We start from the raw sequence: 18,680 nt of genomic DNA, 5'->3' as shown, positions 1-18,680 counted from the left end.
AGTCCATCAGATATCACTTTTTTACAGAATTACTTTCAGGTTGTGCATCGTAACTGATATTATCAGGGATCAGAAGCCCACCAGATATCAGCATTTTGGCAGAATCTTCAGCACTCATTTTAAGCATAATCACCTTGTTCCTAGGAACAAAAACGAGCATACCAGCCGTTGGTAAAGGAGTTGGTGGTATAAAGACTGTGACCATATCTTCACAGCCTATATTGGAAAATTTTTCTTTTATCTCGCCTTTAACCTCTGTAGTCAAAAAGCATAAAGACCAAAATCCAGCACTAGGATATTCCACAAGACATGCATTCTTAAAAGAGGTTGAATCCTCCTTGAGAAGAGTCCTAATGATCTGCTTAGTACTTTTATAAAGATGCCGAACAATAGGCGTATTGTTTAAAATAGATTCGCTTAAAAAAAAGACAAATCTGCCCAAGAGATTTCTGCCAAAAAATCCAACAATATTAATACCAACGATAACGACTAATAATCCAAACCCGGGAATAGAAAAATCGCAATAATATTCGGGATTATATTGCATAGGAATATATGGTACGATAAAACCATCAAACCAATGTATTAAAGACAAACTAAGCCAAATTGTGATTGCAATTGGCGCACATATAATAAAGCCAGCAAAAAAGTTATTGCGAACCTTCGCAGAAATAGACGTATGGAAAGATTTTTTTTTCATAATGAACAGTCTCTAATTAAATCATTTGATATAGCCATAAAAATCAGTGAAGCCAATACCTATTCTACGGTTACCGATTTGGCCAAATTGCGAGGTTGATCAACATCTGTACCAATCAACACAGCTGTACAATAAGCGATCATTTGAATTGGCAAGGAAAAAACAATCGGTGAAACAATCTCACCCATACTAGGCAGCACAATTGTTTCTATAGAAGGAAAGTCTTGTCTTTTCAACCCTTCTTCATCTGTAATAAAAATGACACGTCCTCCTCGCGTTACTATCTCTTGTATATTAGATAGAGTTTTTTGAAAAAAACGATCATAAGGCGCTATAGCTATGACAAAAGTACCTTCAGTAATCAAAGCGATCGGACCATGTTTTAATTCACCTGCCGCATAACCCTCTGCATGAAGATAAGAAATCTCTTTTATTTTCAGCGCTCCTTCTAATGCCAGAGGATAACTAGACCCCCTCCCGACATATAATAGAGTTTGACACTTTGCTAATCCACAACATAATTTTTCTATTTGCGAATAAATGTTCTGCAATACATCAAACATCTTACGAGGAATTTCAACAAGGGATCTAATTAATTCCCTTTCTTGCTCTTCATTAATATATCCTCTTACTTTTCCAGCATATATTGCCATAATCACAAGGACTAAGAGCTGACACGTAAATGCTTTAGTAGAAGCTACTCCTATTTCTGGTCCTGCCTTAATTGGAAAGATAAAATCAGATTCTCTGGCAATAGTTGATTCCAAAACATTAACAAGAGATCCTATTGTTAAACCCTGTGTCCGCATATAACGCAGTGATGCTAAGGTATCTGCTGTTTCCCCTGATTGAGAAATAAATAAAGAAGCCCATTTTGATGAATACACGAAATCGCGATAACGAAATTCTGATGAAACATCAATTTCAACCTTTAATCTTGCCAACCGTTCAAACCAAAATTTTCCTACTAATCCCGCTAGATAAGATGTTCCACAAGAAGAAACAAGCAAACCTGATATATTGGCAAAATCATAATTAAAAATATTGGGAATAATTGTATGATCCGAGAGGTTGATATAGTGACTGAGAACGCGGGAAATCGCTTCTGGCTGCTCATAAATCTCTTTTTCCATGAAATGGCGATAGTTGCCTTTCCCTATAAGAAAAGGAGCAATTTGCACTATCTGAATCGGCCTCTCTATTTCATAACCTTGCGAATCATAAATTGTTAACCCAGAATTACGAATAATAGCCCAATCACCATCTTCCATATATGTTACTTTATCGGTCAATAAGGTAAGTGCTGTTACATCTGATCCAACGAACATCTCCCCTTCTCCATGCCCAATAATTAAAGGAGGACCCTTGCGAGCAACGATAATAGAATGAGGATCATCTTCAAAAATAACAGCTATAGAGTACGATCCTGTCAAACATTGCATTAGTTTTTGCATTGTTTCTTTTTTGCTCGAGCCATTTTTGATAAATTTTTCTAAAAGACAAGCAATAACTTCTGTATCGGTTTCGGTTAGGAAGACTTGTTGGGAAGAAAAATGTTCTTTTTTCAGACGAGAAAAATTTTCAATAATACCATTATGCGTAACAGCTATTCCCTCAATGCAGTGAGGATGAGAATTTTCTTTGTTAGGCAAACCATGCGTCGCCCAACGGGTATGAGCAATACCTATGTTACCTTTTAATGGCTTTTTATTCAATTCTTTCTCTAATTCAGATAGTTTTCCTTGTGCACGCACACACTGAATTTTCCCATCACAAATTGTTGCCATTCCAGAAGAATCATATCCGCGATATTCAAGGCGTTTGAGTGCCTTAAAAAGACGTTCGCCCACAGATTCTCTTCCAACAATTCCAACGATGCCACACATTTTTTTAAAAATCACCTCTACTTCTGGAAGACTTCTTATTAAGCAATAACAAATATTAGAACACTTTTATAAACAAAAAATCTATTGTCAGACAATATTTATAGGTACTACTTTTTTTTTCGCATTGACAAAGCACCATCTTCCTTGACAATCTGCCGAGATCGAGCGAATACGAGCGAATTTTCCGGAGTATCTTGCGTAATAATGCTTCCAGATGCTACATAAGTACCTTGACCAATAGTAATAGGAGCGATTAAAGAAGAATTAGATCCTATGAAAGCATTCTCATTTATATGCGTTTTATATTTATGGGTACCATCATAATTACAGGTAATAGTACCTGCTCCTATGTTAACATTTTTCCCTACTACACTATCGCCGACATAACTGAGGTGATTAATTTTACTTCCTTCTTTAATAGTAGCCTTTTTTACCTCACAAAAATTTCCTATCCGGACATTTTTTTCTATTGTAGTTTCCTGTCTTATACGAGCAAAAGGACCGATAATGGTTTTTTTACCAATATGTACTCCTTCTAAATATGAAAATGCACGTATCTGTACATAATTTTCAATGCTGACACCACATCCGAAAAAAACATGCGGTTCAATGACAGTATCTGGTTGAATAATAGTATCGTGAGAAAGAAACACTGTTTCTGGAGCGATCATTGTCACACCTGATATCATCATCTGGCGACGATAACGTGATTGCCAGATGTTTTCGATTAAAGACAACTCATAACGATTATTACAACCGCATACTTCTTGTTCCTTAACATCAATACTCGCAATACTTTTCCCATCCAATCGTGCTTTTTCAATAATATCTGTGAGGTAGTACTCCTGTGATACTTTGTTTTTCTTAATTTGGAGAAGCCAATCCATGATATACAAGCCATCAATAGCCATTAATCCACTATTACAATAATGAATTTTTCTTTCTTCATCTGTAGCATCGTTTTCTTCACGAATAGCTATTATTTCATTATTTTTTATCAATAAACGCCCATATCCCTTAGGATTATCCGCATTAAATCCAACGACTGCGATAGAATATCCTTGGGCTATTTTATCCATTGCTTTTTTCAAAGTATGAGAAGAAACCAGTGGTACATCACCATACATGATAATAACATCATCGTATCCTGGCTTTATAGCATCCTGTGCTGTCAAAACGGCATGTGCAGTCCCTTGTTGGCAATCTTGAATATAATACTCGACTGATAACGTAGGAGGAAAATTAATCCTTGTAATTTCTTCTGCTCCATATCCTAGAACCAAAGCAACGTTTTCAATACCTGCTGCAGCGATGGTTTCCATAACATGGGAAATCATAGGTTTCCCAGCAATTTTCTGTAACACCTTAGAGGAAGAAGACTTCATACGATGCCCTCTACCTGCAGCAAGCACAATAGCAAGACGTTTACGTTTCATTAAAACCTCATGTCATACATAAAATTTTCAAATAATTACCAATAACAGCCAACTGATTTTTATCATGATATTTCATTATTTTTTATAAAATAATTTTCGTTTTTATCAAAAAATTTCTCTCTGTGGACAACATTTCGGATCATGCCCCCAATCTTTTTGTACCTTAACAAAAAGGATCAAATGAACAGGTTGTTCTAGTATTTCTGCTATTTCTTTCTTTGCTTCTAAAGAAATCGTTTTGATATTTTGCCCATTTTTTCCCAGCATAATCTTTTTTTGACTAGGCCGCTCTACATAAATCACCTGCCGTATTAATATGGAACCATCTTTTTTTTCTTCCCATTTTTCAGTAACTACACAGGAAGAATACGGAATTTCTTTATGCAAATGCAAAAATAATTTCTCCCGCGTAATTTCTGCCGTAAAATGAAACATAGGAAGATCAGAAATCTGATCCGCAGAATAAACCCAAGGGGCTAAAGGTAATGTTGAACATAAATAATTCAAAACATCATCACATCCATGACCTTTCGTTGCCGATACCATAAAAGTCTTTTCTATAAATACTAACTTATTTGCTATTTCAGCTTGTTCGAGCAAGCGCTCTGGCTTTACACAATCAATTTTATTCAAAATTAAAATCAATCGACTTGAACGTTTCGCGATTTCTTTTAAAAGATCATGTATATTAACTTTCAACTCACGATGACTATCCACAACGAGGCAAACAATATCTGCATGCTTGATTGTACTCCAAGATAAACGAATCATGAGCTTATGATACGAATCTTTGGCATTAAAAATCCCAGGAGTATCAAGAAATACGATTTGCGATTCTTTTTCCGAAACGATTCCCCTTACAATTGAACGTGTCGTTTGTACTTTGTGTGTGACAATAGAAACTTTTGCTCCAACGAAGCGATTAACAAGCGTAGACTTGCCAGCGTTCGTTGCCCCAACTAATGCTACACATCCTGATCTACTATTATCTTGGACGAAATCTTTGTGTTCATTAAAAAAAGTAATTTCACCCATCTCCATATTCTATACTGATCACGTCCAAATCCCCTCACGCTTCAAAACTTCTGCAGCAGCTACTTGCTCTGCCGCTCTTTTTGAACAATCCATCCCTTGAGCAGGAGCAAGTCCCGAAATCTCAACTACTACCGTGAAACGTGGATCATGGTCGGGACCAGAACGAAAAGTTACTTTATATTCTGGGGTTACTCCAAATTTTGCATGCGCCCACTCTTGCAATTCAGTTTTAGCATCACGACGAAACTTTCCACTTTTAAGAGCACGTTGTTTCCAATATTTATCTACGAAAGTGCCCGCAACTTCAATACCGCCATCAAGATAGAGAGCAGCAATTAAGCTTTCTACAACATCAGCTTGAATACTCGTCATAAAACTGCAAACGTCTTTTCTGAGATCAGAACTCACACGAATAAAGGAAGCAAGATCTAATTCTCTTGCTACTTGGGAACAAGTTTCTGCACTCACTAAAGAATTAAAGCGAACGGAAAGCTCTCCTTCTTTGGCAGAATCAAAATGATTAAACAACAATGTCGATATCAAAAGACCAAGAATTCGATCACCCAGAAATTCCAGTCGTTCATAACTTTCTTGATATGAATGAGAAATACTGGAATGAGTCAATGCCTTTTCTAATAAAGATCTATTAGCAAAAGCATAACCTATCCGTTTTTCTAGAGTTGAATATCGCAATGCCGACATCACAAAATCTTAAATAACCTATCCCAACGCATATTCGGAATCCAAAGCCATACTTTACTAAATGGAGTATCACCCCCAATAGAAAACAGAACAAAACTAGCCCGTCCTACGAGATTTTCTTCTGGTACAAAACCAACTTCGACCCAACGACTATCTTTAGATTTATCACGATTATCGCCCATCATAAAGTAATGCCCTTTCGGAACCAAAAATTCCGATATATTACTACTAGGCGCTAAAAAATCTTGAGAAAGAACGTTATATAACACACCATTACTCAATTTTTCTTGAAAAATAGGGACATTACTACTCCAATCTTCTTTATAGTGATACGAAAAATATCCTTCCATATGGCGTACAACCGGTGCACCATTAATGTATATAATACCCTTTTCAAGCGATATTCTATCGCCAGGCAAGCCAATTACTCTCTTCACGTAATCAATAGATGGATCCTTCGGATAACGAAAAACCACTACATCTCCTCGCCGCGGTTGGTTATTAAAGATACGCCCATTAAACAAATTATACGAAAAAGGAAAAGAGTATTTGGAATAACCATAAGAAAACTTATTAACAATAATATAATCCCCCACCAAAAGAGTGGGTATCATAGATCCACTCGGAATAACAGAAGGTTGAAATAAAAAAGTTCGAATCAAAATAGCAAAAAATAAGGCTTGCAGAATTGATTTCAGAGTATCACTCCCGAATATACTGCATGTCCATTTTTTTGCTATCCACATGTTATCCACTTTCTTTTCACATTATTTTTATGATTCCAATCAAAAACCGCAATCCTAGATACTCATATCAAAAGAGATTCTATAACAACAAACGCTTGAGCAAAAGGGAAATCATCGCTTATTGTTAGATGGACCACCGGCTTATATCCTTTAGGAACAAGAGAAGAAAGTACATCGGAAGCGCGACCTGAAATAGAAATATAAGGTTTCCCTCCAGGGAAATGACAAACTTCTATATCTTTCCATGAAACTCCCTTAGATATCCCAGTACCGATAGCTTTAGAAAATGCCTCTTTAGCCGCAAAACGCTTTGCATACGAAGCAACACGATTGCAAGAAAGATCACAAACATCTTGTTCCAATGAAGAAAAACAACGCGACTCAAATTTTCTATTAAAACTCTGCAACAACCTACTAATACGCTGAATACTAACGATATCACTACCTATACCTATAATCATATCGAAAAATTTCTTCTCTAACAGAAAAACTCTTTACAAAACGACGAAAAAAAAGATCTATAACTTTTCAACATACATCGAATGCCCCATATATAATGCTAAAAAAACTAGAACATAATAAACGCCAAAAACCCTATCATGATGGACGAGTAACAAAGATTGCTGAACAGATTACAAAAAAATACAAAAAAATTGGAAAAATTGTATTTAAAAAGGTTATAGGAGCAATTAAAAGATTAGAAAAAAATATCAATCATCTCTCTTATCAGGAGTGACTATATTATTGATCCCTTCTAAGAGATCTCCTTCTGACATTTGCCCAAATGACAAAGCCTCCGGCTTGTGCCATGAGAAATCAGAATTCTCAGTAGGACTATCAGGTTCATCAATCTCAACATGCTTTTGAAGAGAATGAATAAAATCCTCTTCAAGATCATCTGGCGACAAAGTACCACTTGCAATCTCGCGCAACGCTACGACCGTATTCTTATCCTTCCCAACGTCAACTGTCGGTTTTGCTCCCTGGGATAGATGCCTTGTACGATGGCTCGCCAGAAGAACGAGCAGGAATCGGTTATCTACCTTATCAATACAATCTTCTACAGTAGTACGTGCCATTAGAAACCTCGAAAAAAATTAACAGCAAAGACAATCACTTACCTGTTCAATACAATAAAATAGTGTTCATTTCAAGTTTTTAATGATAAATTCTGTCCTTGTCTCTTGCATCTTGTGCATATTTTAAATAAATAAATCTCGATGAATACTCGTTTAAGTCGAACAAAATGGTTTTTGAGTTAATAAATACCCTCAGCCAATTTCTTTAATTTTAATGCGATATCATGATATTTTCAGTTAACACATAGGTAAAACGATCAGAAAATAGGTAATAATTTAAAATGTTCGATCCTCGTGAAAAAATTGCTCTTTTTATTGACGGTGCCAACCTCTATGCTTCCTCTAAAGCATTGGGATTTGATATTGACTATAGGAAACTTCTCAAAGCCTTTAGATCACGCGCTATAGTAATAAGGGCATATTATTACACCACAGTTGTTGGAGATCCAGAACAACAATTCTCACCATTACACCCTTTGCTTGATTGGTTACACTATAATGGATTCCAAGTTGTTGCAAAAGTAGCCAAAGAATTCACAGAGAACTGTGGGCGAAAAAGGGTAAAGTCGAGCATGGATGTTGAGTTAGCCGTTGATGCATTCGAACAGTCTGAAGGGCTGGAACATCTTGTTATCTTTTCAGGAGACGGATGCTTCACCACCTTGGTTGCAGCTCTTCAAAGGAAAGTAAAAAAGGTTACGATTGTTTCAACAGTATTATCCGATCCCTCTATGGCTTCTGATCAATTGCGTCGTCAAGCTGACTACTTCATGGATCTTGCTTATTTAAAAAATGAGATTGCACGTGATCCTGATGAAGATAAAAAGTAAGATATAGCAGAATCCTCCCTCAGAGAAGGAGTAGAAAATGAGCCAAAATATTCACATCTATTCCTCCTTTGATAGCTATCGTTTTCTCATTAAAAGCGCAATAAATAGAAGTCTCTTACTTTGCCCGAATCCATAGTCCATAAATATTTTTTAGAGATAGTTTTCTGAGAGTTGATACCAAAAATTAATTGAATGTGGAATTTATATACTGGATATCTAAAAAGAAACGACCAACTACTCATCGAAATTGTATCAAAATATAATTTGAGTAGCTCAAAGAACAAAAATCTGTGTGAATCGGATTTTCTATATGTCTAATCTGCAAATGCTTTTAATCTTATAGTTTCCTATGTTTTATTTATTATTCCTTGAATATCCTGCTATTGACCAATTACTGATCGCTCACAATATGGCTTTTCATTTTGACATATAATTATACTGTGCACGACATGTCAAAATCGGGAAGGTATTGGAATTTTTCCCATTTTTCTAGGAGGAGAATATCCATTAGGAAGCGGGATGAGATTCGACTTTTTTCTTTCTCTCAAAGATATTTCACGCTGTTTTTGCAAACTATCATCATCACAATTATTTAAATGAACAGTACGACTACGCGTTAAAAGATAAGGAATGACCACAATTTCTTCACGATACTGACATCCTAAAGGCAATACCGTGGCGCTATTCACCATGACAGTAGACCTGAGATACTCTTGATCCATACCATTCAACAATGCCATTCCAAGATATTCTACATGCACTTTTGATACGCCTCTTTCCTCAACGCGAAGAATTTTTGCTGCTGCATTAGATAGATCTATAAGACGGTTACTGTGATATGGACCTCGATCATTCACACGTACAACAAGAGATATACCATTTTCCATATTAGTTACACGCACATAACTAGGCAAGGGCAACGTTGGATGAGCTGCTGTAATATACTCAGTCCCATAAACTTCACCGTTAGCAGTCAAACGCCCATGGAATGCTTTCCCATACCATGAAGCCATTCCCACCGCGGCATACGCAGTATATTGTCGAGGAACATACCACCTGCCCATAATCTGATAGGGCTTACCTAAAAAATAACGCCCTCCACCTCTAGGCACCCTTTTACCAGAGACAATACGATCGCTTGCAGTTACTCCGTACATACTTTCTGGAAAATATTCCAGCTTATCATCTTTATAAGTCGATGAAAAAAAACAGGAACTCATCCCTAAAACAACAACACAAACAACACTGCCCTTCAAAAGACAATCACAAGAAAACCTTTTCAATAAATTCTCACTTAATGAAATCCCCAATCCACAACGATCTATATCAGATATTTTATCCTACTAGTAAATATACTGAGAATATAATATAGACTATTATTGATTGCTATGACCTACATGTAAGGAGTGTTAATTTTATACTTATTTATTCAATATTTTCCACATATTTTCACATAAATGATGTTTTGTCATGATATTTTTTTATGAGCATATCTCTAAAAAAATAGAAAAATACTACAATATGACTCAGGCACTTACTTCTTTTAGAGAGTTCATAATTGCAAAAAATCCTCAATGCTGATTTTGATCAAGAAAGTGCATTACCATAGGCTCTCCGATATCACACAAACCTCCACAGATAATATTCAAGCATATCCAACATTTAGTCATACAAAGAATAATTAATCTCATTTATCATACCAAATACGTTTTGTGACTATATCTTTACCAATATGTGAAAACGCATCATACATACTATGGGGATTTTCAACTAGATAAAAACTGTTTGGCGAAGCACATGCCCTAAGAAATTCGTGAGACCTGATGACTCGAATACCAATTGCATAAACTATTGCCCCTCTTTTTTTTGCTTCATTACAATAATAAAGACTTTGCTGATCTTCTTTCGTTGAAAGATTTTCTCCATCTGTCATAAATACGATAATTTTTTTATAATTGGCATCTTCTGTATTACAATGTTGCCGCATTCCCTGCATATCAAAAATTTGATTATAAGCATATTTCAACCCAGGAGTTGAGTTTGTACTCACGCCAAACTTAGAAAGATATTTTATTTTTCTTTGAAGATGACTGACTCCCCATTCCAACAAAAAAAATTCCTCAATTTTATTAGAAAATGTCACTAATCCACTTTGAACTACGTTATTCACATCCGGAATTAATTTAACTTCTTCCAACATTGCATTGATCGATTTTATAGCCATATCTATTTTTGTTATAGACGAATCAAAAAAACTTTCCATAGAACGAGAAACATCTAAAACTATCATCATATCTAATCGAGCGTCAGTTTGGCTATTAACTTTTACAGAGCTCGTTATCGGCATTACAATATGACGACTATTTGTATACCAAGGAATAAAAGTACAAAACTTCAATGGAATTTTATATCGAGAGATAGCCGATATACTGTATCCTTCATTTTGAGGAACTACGACAATATCAAGCGATGTCGATCGTACTATATCATCAATATCGTTTACAAAGCCATTATCGCGTAATTCGTTGCGAAAACTCATATTCCACGTATTCTTTATTCTACATAGGATATCACCGCCTTTCAGTTTCTTTCTATTGTTACCATTCCCTTCATTCATTATTTGTGTTGCTGCATGCACAAGAGAACGATCAATCATAGAGTGCAATACTGTCTTCATAAAAAAGATATGTGATACTTCAATAATCATTCCTAAAACAAGAAATATAATAGGTAAGAAAATAGCCGTTAATATCGTCATGCCGCCTTTATAATTATAAAAAAAATTTCGAATATTTAAATTTAAAGAAAACATTAATAACCCATATTCCAATTATTTTTATCAATAATACGATATAAGCTATAATATATTACAAGATATGAATTACAAATGTAGATTATGTAGATGAATTAATTTTACTTTTCAGGAAATTGATACATACATAAAATAGAAAAGATCAATGTAGCTTTTTATTTTTTAAATATAGCAACGATACAACCATCGACAATAATAAATATCGATATTATCTACTTACTATAATTCACTTATGAATCTCAAAACCAAGATAGACTATTGAATACCTATACGAAAAAAGAAATTTTCCTATTATTTCTTTTTACTAACATTAATTATAACCGAAATATTCACTATTCCACATTTACCTATTCCAATTTACATAAAAATCCACACAACCTCACCTTCACTAAAAAAAAACGAATACTGAAGTGGTGGATCATTTACATTTAACCATCAGCAATAGAAATACCTAATAAAAATAATCAATAAAAATTTAAAAATCCCCAGATCTACAACATTCTTATGCGCTCAAGAGAATTTTCTAAAGATATTCTTTTCTTTTCAACTTTAGAAAATCTTTCCTTTTCTGCTTGTAAAATACTTGGAGGAGCCTTTTCTACAAACTGATTATTCTCTAACTTTTTCTTTATAGAAGATAATTCATCGAGTACTTTTTCGAGAGACTTTTTGAGCCGAGATCTCTCTTTGACAAAGTCGACGAAATCACCGATTGCCAGAAATAATACCATCCCATCAAGAATAATTTGAATCGAACGATCTGGAGGACAATCTGCAAAAATAATATTCCCTGAAGATAAACGATCAATAATACACTTATGACATTCTAATCGTTTCCGCACATGTGCATCTATATTGGCAAATACCAATGGCACCACTGCTTTTAATGGAACATTCATTTCTGTACGGATAGAACGAACCTTGGAGATCAAATCTATAATCCAATTTACCTCCTCTATAGATTCAGAATCATCAATAATAAGTGAAGGCCACTGCGCATGACATAAAAGACCTTGCTTGTCCATATCATCCTGTGGAGATACATGAGAATAAAGATCTTCTGTCACAAACGGAATAATCGGATGTAACAACTTGCAAACATTATACAAGACATATGAAAAACATGATAAAGTTTCCGAAACCAATTCACTATCTTTTTGATTGAGAATAGACTTAATAAACTCCACGTACCAATCACATAACTCATCCCATACAAAACGATACAATACAGCAGATACATCGTTAAAACGATGATTTTCCATTCCTACAGTAACATCATTGATCACAGTAGCGAGGCGCTTGATGATCCATTTGTTAACAATCCACTTCACATCTTGTGGTACAAAAGAAACACTGTGCCTTGCATTTTTCATCTTTGAAAAGCGTATAGCATTCCAAAATTTAGTTATAAAATTACGATAACCAGCAATACGCTCTAAATCCAAATTGATATCACGCCCTTGAACCGCCATGATAGAAAAATAAAATCGCAGAGCATCTGCACCATATTGATCTATCACATCAATTGGATCGACAACGTTGCCCTTAGATTTAGACATTTTTTGTCCATTTTTATCTCGAACCAATGCGTGCATATAAACGATGTGGAATGGTTCAATTCCCTTACCTTCAGCATCTTTCATAAAATACAGGCCCATCATCATCATACGTGCGACCCAGAAAAACAAAATATCAAACCCTGTGACCAGAACACTCGTAGGATAATAAGTCTTTAATTCAGCAGTTTGTTCTGGCCAACCAAGAGACGCAAAAGGCCAAAGAGCGGAAGAAAACCAAGTATCTAATACATCTTCATCACGTTTTAAAAGATCAGATATATTACCATCTTTGATCATTTTTCGCACTTTTACAGTCATGTCATTATCCTGCGAAAGATAATAGTCAATGGCAGAGCGTAAAGCGGCATCTTCGGTATTTTCAACGAATAATTTTCCATCAGGAGAATACCAAACAGGAATCTGGTGCCCCCACCAAATCTGTCGTGAGATACACCAAGGTTGAATATTTTCTAACCATTCATAATAGCTCTTATCCCAAGATTGTGGAATAAATGATAGACAACCATTCTTTGCCGAACGGATAGCAGATTCAGCTAAAACCTTAGCATCAAGATACCATTGCTCTGTTATACAAGGCTCAATAGTAACACCACTACGTTCACAATGGGGTACTATATGCCTGTAAGAATCAGTTTTATCAAGCAAATTACTTTTTTCAAGCAATGAAACTATTTTCGAGCGAGCCGCAAAACAATCCAAGCCTTCAAATTCACTAAAAATATTTCTTGCTTCATCGGAAAGGACAATATTCTCTAAAAAACTTTCATTTTCTGAGAGAAAAATCTTTGCTTCAGGCGTTAAAATATTGATAAAACCTAATCCATGACGCTTTGCTATCTCAAAATCGTTAAAATCATGTGCGGGAGTCACTTTAACGGCTCCATCCCCAAATTCAGGATCAGGATAAACATCAGATACAATAGGAATAAGACGACCCACTATAGGAAGCGTGGCATATTTTCCAATAAGCTCCTTATAACGATAATCGTCAGGATGAACAGCAATAGCAACGTCCCCAAACATCGTTTCTGGACGAGTCGTAGACACGATAATATAATCACGAACCTCCCAATCAATTGGCTTTGCATCATCATCAAATTTAATCGGGTGACGATACGTAACTCCTTCTACTAATGGATAGCGTACGTACCACAGATTGCCATCAACTTCTTTTTGAATAACCTCGAGATCAGAGACAGAAGTTTTAAGCGATGGATCCCAATTAACAATCCTCTTATCTCTATAGATTAAACCGTCTTTATAGAGAACAACAAAAGCATTGCGAACTGCGTTGGACATTCCCTCATCCATTGTGAATCTCTCACGAGACCAGTCGCATGATGCACCTAACCTTTTTAACTGACTGAGGATAGATCCTCCCGATTCTTTTTTCCACTCCCAAACTTTTTCAATAAAAGCGTCACGCCCAATATCCTCTCGCGTGAGGGAAGATTGGGCAAATAACCGAGATTCGACTGTTATCTGAGTAGCTATACCAGCATGATCCGTTCCTGGCTGCCAAAGAACATTCTTTCCTCTCATACGTTCAAAACGGATCATGATATCCTGTATGGTGGTATTAAAAGCGTGCCCCATGTGCAATGAACCCGTCACATTAGGTGGAGGCATAGCAATGCAAAATACCCCCGATCCTAGCTTAGGAGCAACGTCAATGCGAAACGCATCAACAGAATTCCACTTCTCTACACTCTTCTGTTCTATAAAAGCGAAATCATATGTTTTATCAATCATCATCAAAACCAATCAAAAGAAGAAATTCTTAACTATGATTTAGAGCGAGAGAACACGATGACAGGACAAGAAAAGTATACACTAATGTCGAATAGGACCTCTTGCAATTCTCTCTATTTCCTCCCGCACAAGTCTCTCCACAATTCCTGGTAAGTTATCATCTAGCCACTCACGCAACATAGGACGTAGTACATCCAAAGATAGCTGGTCAAGAGAACGACTCTCAGATTCCCGAAGCGCCTTTACCAACTGATCAAAAGAAGAAGCAACCTGATCTCCAACATCAGATGAAACTAACGCCTCCTCTTCCCCCTTGCATTTATCAACAAGATCAGGAGAATACATTGATTCCTCCGCTTGCATACCAAGATCTGAACTCGGAGATAAACCTTCATTCAAGGGTTTATCCATGACAGCATTTTCCTCTAATGCGTCCGTAGAAGGAAGAATCGAATTTGCTATAGGAGAAGGTGCATCAGCAATAATACGAGCATCACCCCGAGCTTCTGCACGAACGCGCGCCGCAACATCAGAAAGTGACATAGTCTCCTTTTTAGGATACTCGACACCATATTTCTTCAAATGGGAATTTTGATCTGCAAAAAGATGATTAGACATTTTATCCTCTTGCACAAAATCCTCTTTTTCGATTACACCTTCGTCGCGTGCTGGGACTTGAGTTTGTACATTATTAGAAGTACTAAACTCTTGATCATTATTCTCCAGTATCCTGCGAATAGAATTAACTATTTCTTCCATAGACGGTTCGGATACAGCATTATATTGGGCCATTATTCATCCCCTTTAAAGACGTTATCAAACAAACGTTAGTTATCTTTTGATCTCTACTCTAGACTACCATACAATGGTATAATCGGATCAACCGGTTGATTCTTAAAGAGCAATAAATTAACCTAAAAAACAATGATTTACTCTACACACTAATCCACCTCTCGGAAAATATCCTTCAATATTCACTATTAAGCCTCTCTTGGTAGTACCAAGAATCGATCAAATCATCAAAATAACTACCTTGTAATTATATAAAAATCATTATTAAAAATAAACCACAATATTCTCAAGTCTTAAGAAATTATTAATACTTCACAAGTTTTTTTATAACTGAGACGATGCATGCTCAAAATAATTAATAATAGTGTAAGAAAAAGATTCACACGCTTATTGAAAATTAAGAACATTTTATAGTTCATATGCCTATTACTCCTCGCATTATCACTTGGTGATCTGATTATAGTCAGATTTACTTTGTGGACTCTTAATATTCTACGTTAACTAAATTTCTCCTTGCGAGAAAAAATATTTACTGTTAGTATGGAATTGGAATATCCATTCCAAAGTGATAAGTCTTAAAAAGAAAATTTATGTCTTTGATTTATTCCTCTTTTCTGTCTTCGGCCTCGTGGCGGAATGGTTACGCAGAGGACTGCAAATCCTTCAACCCCAGTTCGATTCTGGGCGAGGCCTCCAGTACGATATCCTATTGATATCCTTTATTTTTTCGCCATATCGTAATGAAAACTTGACGAAATAATCTTCATACCATAAGGCGTTTCTCGATTTGTCTCTGATCAAAATTTACCAAAAGAAAAAAATATTCAGCGAAATTTCTCAAGGGAAGAGTATCCCGCCTATCACTAAATAGAAAAACCATCTGGTCGCTAATTTAGTACGCCATTCCTTCTCGTTCGTCACAACATACCCCGAAAGAATAACGATTCGCAATCAACAAAAAAGGCAGCTGGTGTACTCACGTTTCTTTTTTAAACGCAAACAATACTTCTTTCACCATACGTAACAATGCACGAAATCAAATCTCATTCACTATATCATATATCATTGTGCTTGTTAATGCTACCAACACCTGTGTTTTAATTAAAAGGGAATTATACGTATAATGAAATACGTACCAAGTGGATAAAAAAGATACTGCCATTCCTTTTACCCTCCTCTCTTCATTATCCTACTGGGAAAAGTAAACATTGCAGAGAACACAAATGATTTTCTTTACTGCGATCCTACTTATTAAATACCTCATGATAAACATATCAATTTTGACCATCACGGACTGGCAGAGAAAGATGGCTTCTGTGAAGAAATACCATGAACATTATATAGTTATTCCTGAGTGGGCATATGGCTCAAAGAGATCCTCATCTTAAGTAAGGATTATAGGAAAATAGTGTAAAGAAAACCCACAATGGAAAAGCATTTGAGTGTTCCTTAATTATTGGTTTTTAGTGAAATTACGCAAACCATAATACGGTAGAAATCATCTTTTTTTAAAAAAAATAGCCAAAAATTTTCATGAAGGCCTAGAATATAATCATAGAGAAGCATTTAAAAAAAAGATCTGCACCTGAAGTCACATTATTTTTACAGTCATATGATATAAGAATATCTAAGCAAATTCAATTTTTTCTTCATTAGGATAACGCTAGTGTATAAATGAAAGCATTCTCGTCTTTCTGATACTATAGATTTTGGTAAAGAAGGGATGGATTACCCTTGTAACAAAGAATACTTTAAAACTATTTCAACTGTTTTCGGTAAACTAGGAGATATGCGAGCACAGAATATCTTTCTTAAAGATATCAAGGACAAAGATATAATCTTTTATCTCCATATTTTAATCGCTTTCGAAAAAGTAATTGACTATTTATTATGAATATTCTACGAGCCATTTTTTCTCTTTTTATTGTATTGCTGGCAGGATGCACAGTGGGTCCCGAATATACAAAACCTCACATGCCACTATTACCCACACAATTTTCTATAGGCAATTCAAAAAACCTAATCAATATAGACACGCTCAAATGGTGGGAATCATTTAACGACACTTCCCTTAATAAACTTGTCAAAATCGCCCTACAACAAAATCTCACAATACTTCAAGCAACAGAACGCATAAATGCCGCAAAAGAAAATATTTTATCTGTCAGAGCTGATCTTTTCCCTTCTTCATATGCCTCAATATCTCATCGCTTTATACCTAACTTAAAGACTAATTCTACAGGACAATTAGATTCTGATTGGAAAATTGATCTATTTGGACAAAGGAGACACATAGAAAGCTCCCTAGCAAACCTTGATAGTGCATATGCCCAAGTGGATATAGCAAAACTCAATGTTATTTCCAAATTAATACCATCATATATAGATGCACGTCATTTCAAGGAAAGGATATCCATTGCTCATCAAATATTGGATTTGTACAAAAAAAATATAGAATTAAGTCACCTTAAATTCACCCAAGGAGCCACATCAAAATTATCTCTTGTGAAACTAGAGGCAGAAATAAAATCAATTGAATCCGACATACCTACCCTCGAAAAAAGCTTCCGTATGAACGTGCATAACATCTCTACTCTTCTTGGTTATCCCGCTACTGAGTTTTTACATTACATGCAAAAGCAATCTAATAATTTTCAACCGAATTTATATATACCCATTAATATCGGAATCCCCGCAGATCTGATTCGAAACAGGCCAGATATTCGCTATCAAGAGAAAAAGCTCGCTGATTCTGTAGCTAAAATAGGTATAGCTAAATCCGACCTCTATCCTTCCCTTTCATTGAATGGTTCCATCGCCCTTACACACGACAATAGTTTTCCCGGATATAATACCCATTGGTCTTTTGGTCCAAAACTATACCTACCAATTTTTGATAAGGGAAAAATAAAATCTAACATACGTAGAGCTGAGTCTTCTGCACAAGAGCAGTACATCACATGGCAAGAAACAGTATTAAATGCTATCAAAGAAGTTGAAAATGCACTGACATCTATTAACGAAGATAAAAAAATTGTTACAAAACTTCAACATGCCGTGGAACTACATAAAAAATCTATGTCACTATCAATGATCAATTATCGTCAAGGGAGATATTCCTTACTCGATATATTGGATATAGAACGTGCTACTGCAAAAGTAGAAGTTGATTTATCTATTGCCAAAAGACAATTGGCAAAGAGCTATGTAGATCTTTATATCGCTATTGGAAGTGGATATAATCCGTAGTCATCAAAATCCCTAAGAATATTGTTTATATTTTCCGGTCTTTTGAATGAAGAATTAAATGGCACGCTTGTCCTTTGATAA

15 protein-coding genes and 1 tRNA gene are annotated in these 18,680 nt (G+C 35.5%); 4 read left to right on the top strand and 12 right to left on the bottom strand.

Annotated features, from left to right (window positions below; translation table 11 throughout):
* Positions 1-13 precede the first annotated feature (13 nt).
* The 8 genes from CD16_RS04195 to rpoZ all read right to left on the bottom strand — a co-directional run bounded on the left by CD16_RS04195 (position 14) and on the right by rpoZ (position 7,584).
* Entirely contained in the window at positions 14-700 is a 687-nt protein-coding gene (locus tag CD16_RS04195) for a DUF502 domain-containing protein (protein WP_015452775.1), read from the bottom strand.
* A 59-nt stretch (positions 701-759) separates the two neighbouring features.
* A complete protein-coding gene (gene glmS, locus CD16_RS04190) occupies positions 760-2,586 on the bottom strand; it encodes a glutamine--fructose-6-phosphate transaminase (isomerizing) (protein ID WP_015452774.1) in 1,827 nt (608 codons plus the stop codon).
* A 107-nt stretch (positions 2,587-2,693) separates the two neighbouring features.
* Positions 2,694-4,022: a bifunctional UDP-N-acetylglucosamine diphosphorylase/glucosamine-1-phosphate N-acetyltransferase GlmU gene (gene glmU, locus CD16_RS04185; RefSeq protein WP_015452773.1), complete on the bottom strand. Its 1,329-nt coding sequence runs from the start codon at positions 4,020-4,022 to the stop codon at positions 2,694-2,696.
* 105 nt (positions 4,023-4,127) lie between these two features.
* The gene (era, locus tag CD16_RS04180; RefSeq protein ID WP_015452772.1) at positions 4,128-5,063 is read right to left on the bottom strand and encodes a GTPase Era; all 936 of its coding nucleotides are present in this window, start codon (positions 5,061-5,063) and stop codon (positions 4,128-4,130) included.
* A gap of 12 nt (positions 5,064-5,075) precedes the next feature.
* Positions 5,076-5,759, bottom strand: a complete 684-nt coding sequence (gene rnc, locus CD16_RS04175) for a ribonuclease III (protein WP_015452771.1) — start codon at positions 5,757-5,759, stop codon at positions 5,076-5,078.
* Positions 5,759-6,505, bottom strand: coding sequence for a signal peptidase I (gene lepB, locus CD16_RS04170; protein WP_015452770.1), 747 nt, complete (start codon positions 6,503-6,505; stop codon positions 5,759-5,761). Before lepB ends, rnc begins: the two co-directional genes overlap by 1 nt.
* A gap of 62 nt (positions 6,506-6,567) precedes the next feature.
* Positions 6,568-6,966: a holo-ACP synthase gene (gene acpS / locus CD16_RS04165; protein ID WP_015452769.1), complete on the bottom strand. Its 399-nt coding sequence runs from the start codon at positions 6,964-6,966 to the stop codon at positions 6,568-6,570.
* Between the two features lie 249 nt (positions 6,967-7,215).
* Complete coding sequence (rpoZ, locus tag CD16_RS04160) at positions 7,216-7,584, bottom strand: DNA-directed RNA polymerase subunit omega (protein ID WP_015452768.1); 369 nt, start codon at positions 7,582-7,584, stop codon at positions 7,216-7,218.
* Positions 7,585-7,865: 281 nt separating this feature from the next.
* Between rpoZ and CD16_RS04155 the strand changes: the two genes are divergently transcribed.
* Positions 7,866-8,414 carry a LabA-like NYN domain-containing protein gene (locus CD16_RS04155; protein WP_015824943.1) on the top strand — a complete coding sequence of 183 codons (549 nt, stop codon included), beginning with the start codon at positions 7,866-7,868 and terminating at the stop codon, positions 8,412-8,414.
* A 452-nt stretch (positions 8,415-8,866) separates the two neighbouring features.
* Here CD16_RS04155 and CD16_RS04150 read toward each other — a convergent pair whose 3' ends face one another.
* From CD16_RS04150 to CD16_RS04135, 4 genes are all read right to left on the bottom strand, one after another.
* Complete coding sequence (locus CD16_RS04150) at positions 8,867-9,724, bottom strand: septal ring lytic transglycosylase RlpA family protein (RefSeq protein ID WP_413464085.1); 858 nt, start codon at positions 9,722-9,724, stop codon at positions 8,867-8,869.
* A 377-nt stretch (positions 9,725-10,101) separates the two neighbouring features.
* The gene (locus CD16_RS04145; protein ID WP_015452765.1) at positions 10,102-11,226 is read right to left on the bottom strand and encodes a VWA domain-containing protein; all 1,125 of its coding nucleotides are present in this window, start codon (positions 11,224-11,226) and stop codon (positions 10,102-10,104) included.
* Between the two features lie 491 nt (positions 11,227-11,717).
* The gene (locus tag CD16_RS04140; RefSeq protein ID WP_015452764.1) at positions 11,718-14,561 is read right to left on the bottom strand and encodes a valine--tRNA ligase; all 2,844 of its coding nucleotides are present in this window, start codon (positions 14,559-14,561) and stop codon (positions 11,718-11,720) included.
* A 78-nt stretch (positions 14,562-14,639) separates the two neighbouring features.
* The gene (locus CD16_RS04135; protein ID WP_015452763.1) at positions 14,640-15,350 is read right to left on the bottom strand and encodes a PopZ family protein; all 711 of its coding nucleotides are present in this window, start codon (positions 15,348-15,350) and stop codon (positions 14,640-14,642) included.
* A gap of 622 nt (positions 15,351-15,972) precedes the next feature.
* On the opposite strand from CD16_RS04135, the gene CD16_RS04130 reads away from it, so the two are divergent.
* The 3 genes from CD16_RS04130 to CD16_RS04120 all read left to right on the top strand — a co-directional run bounded on the left by CD16_RS04130 (position 15,973) and on the right by CD16_RS04120 (position 18,599).
* Positions 15,973-16,046 (top strand) — tRNA-Cys (locus tag CD16_RS04130).
* A 1,027-nt stretch (positions 16,047-17,073) separates the two neighbouring features.
* Positions 17,074-17,244: a HaeIII family restriction endonuclease gene (locus CD16_RS04125; protein ID WP_015452762.1), complete on the top strand. Its 171-nt coding sequence runs from the start codon at positions 17,074-17,076 to the stop codon at positions 17,242-17,244.
* Positions 17,241-18,599: an efflux transporter outer membrane subunit gene (locus tag CD16_RS04120; RefSeq protein WP_015452761.1), complete on the top strand. Its 1,359-nt coding sequence runs from the start codon at positions 17,241-17,243 to the stop codon at positions 18,597-18,599. Before CD16_RS04125 ends, CD16_RS04120 begins: the two co-directional genes overlap by 4 nt.
* Positions 18,600-18,680: the final 81 nt, after the last annotated feature.

Origin of the sequence: Candidatus Liberibacter asiaticus, assembly GCF_000590865.3 — a bacterium.
In the GTDB taxonomy this organism is placed as follows: Bacteria; Pseudomonadota; Alphaproteobacteria; order Rhizobiales; family Rhizobiaceae; genus Liberibacter; species Liberibacter asiaticus.
This window is presented reverse-complemented; position numbering and strand designations above follow the sequence as displayed.

What these genes read in the sequence shown, in the direction of transcription:
- glmU (WP_015452773.1), bottom strand. Translation starts at nt 4,022, where the DNA reads ATGAAACGTAAACGTCTTGCTATTGTGCTTGCTGCAGGTAGAGGGCAT.
- CD16_RS04135 (WP_015452763.1), bottom strand. Translation starts at nt 15,350, where the DNA reads ATGGCCCAATATAATGCTGTATCCGAACCGTCTATGGAAGAAATAGTT.
- CD16_RS04145 (WP_015452765.1), bottom strand. Translation starts at nt 11,226, where the DNA reads ATGTTTTCTTTAAATTTAAATATTCGAAATTTTTTTTATAATTATAAA.
- era (WP_015452772.1), bottom strand. Translation starts at nt 5,063, where the DNA reads ATGGAGATGGGTGAAATTACTTTTTTTAATGAACACAAAGATTTCGTC.
- rpoZ (WP_015452768.1), bottom strand. Translation starts at nt 7,584, where the DNA reads ATGGCACGTACTACTGTAGAAGATTGTATTGATAAGGTAGATAACCGA.
- rnc (WP_015452771.1), bottom strand. Translation starts at nt 5,759, where the DNA reads ATGTCGGCATTGCGATATTCAACTCTAGAAAAACGGATAGGTTATGCT.
- CD16_RS04155 (WP_015824943.1), top strand. Translation starts at nt 7,866, where the DNA reads ATGTTCGATCCTCGTGAAAAAATTGCTCTTTTTATTGACGGTGCCAAC.
- CD16_RS04125 (WP_015452762.1), top strand. Translation starts at nt 17,074, where the DNA reads ATGGATTACCCTTGTAACAAAGAATACTTTAAAACTATTTCAACTGTT.
- lepB (WP_015452770.1), bottom strand. Translation starts at nt 6,505, where the DNA reads ATGTGGATAGCAAAAAAATGGACATGCAGTATATTCGGGAGTGATACT.
- glmS (WP_015452774.1), bottom strand. Translation starts at nt 2,586, where the DNA reads ATGTGTGGCATCGTTGGAATTGTTGGAAGAGAATCTGTGGGCGAACGT.
- CD16_RS04120 (WP_015452761.1), top strand. Translation starts at nt 17,241, where the DNA reads ATGAATATTCTACGAGCCATTTTTTCTCTTTTTATTGTATTGCTGGCA.
- acpS (WP_015452769.1), bottom strand. Translation starts at nt 6,966, where the DNA reads ATGATTATAGGTATAGGTAGTGATATCGTTAGTATTCAGCGTATTAGT.
- CD16_RS04195 (WP_015452775.1), bottom strand. Translation starts at nt 700, where the DNA reads ATGAAAAAAAAATCTTTCCATACGTCTATTTCTGCGAAGGTTCGCAAT.
- CD16_RS04140 (WP_015452764.1), bottom strand. Translation starts at nt 14,561, where the DNA reads ATGATGATTGATAAAACATATGATTTCGCTTTTATAGAACAGAAGAGT.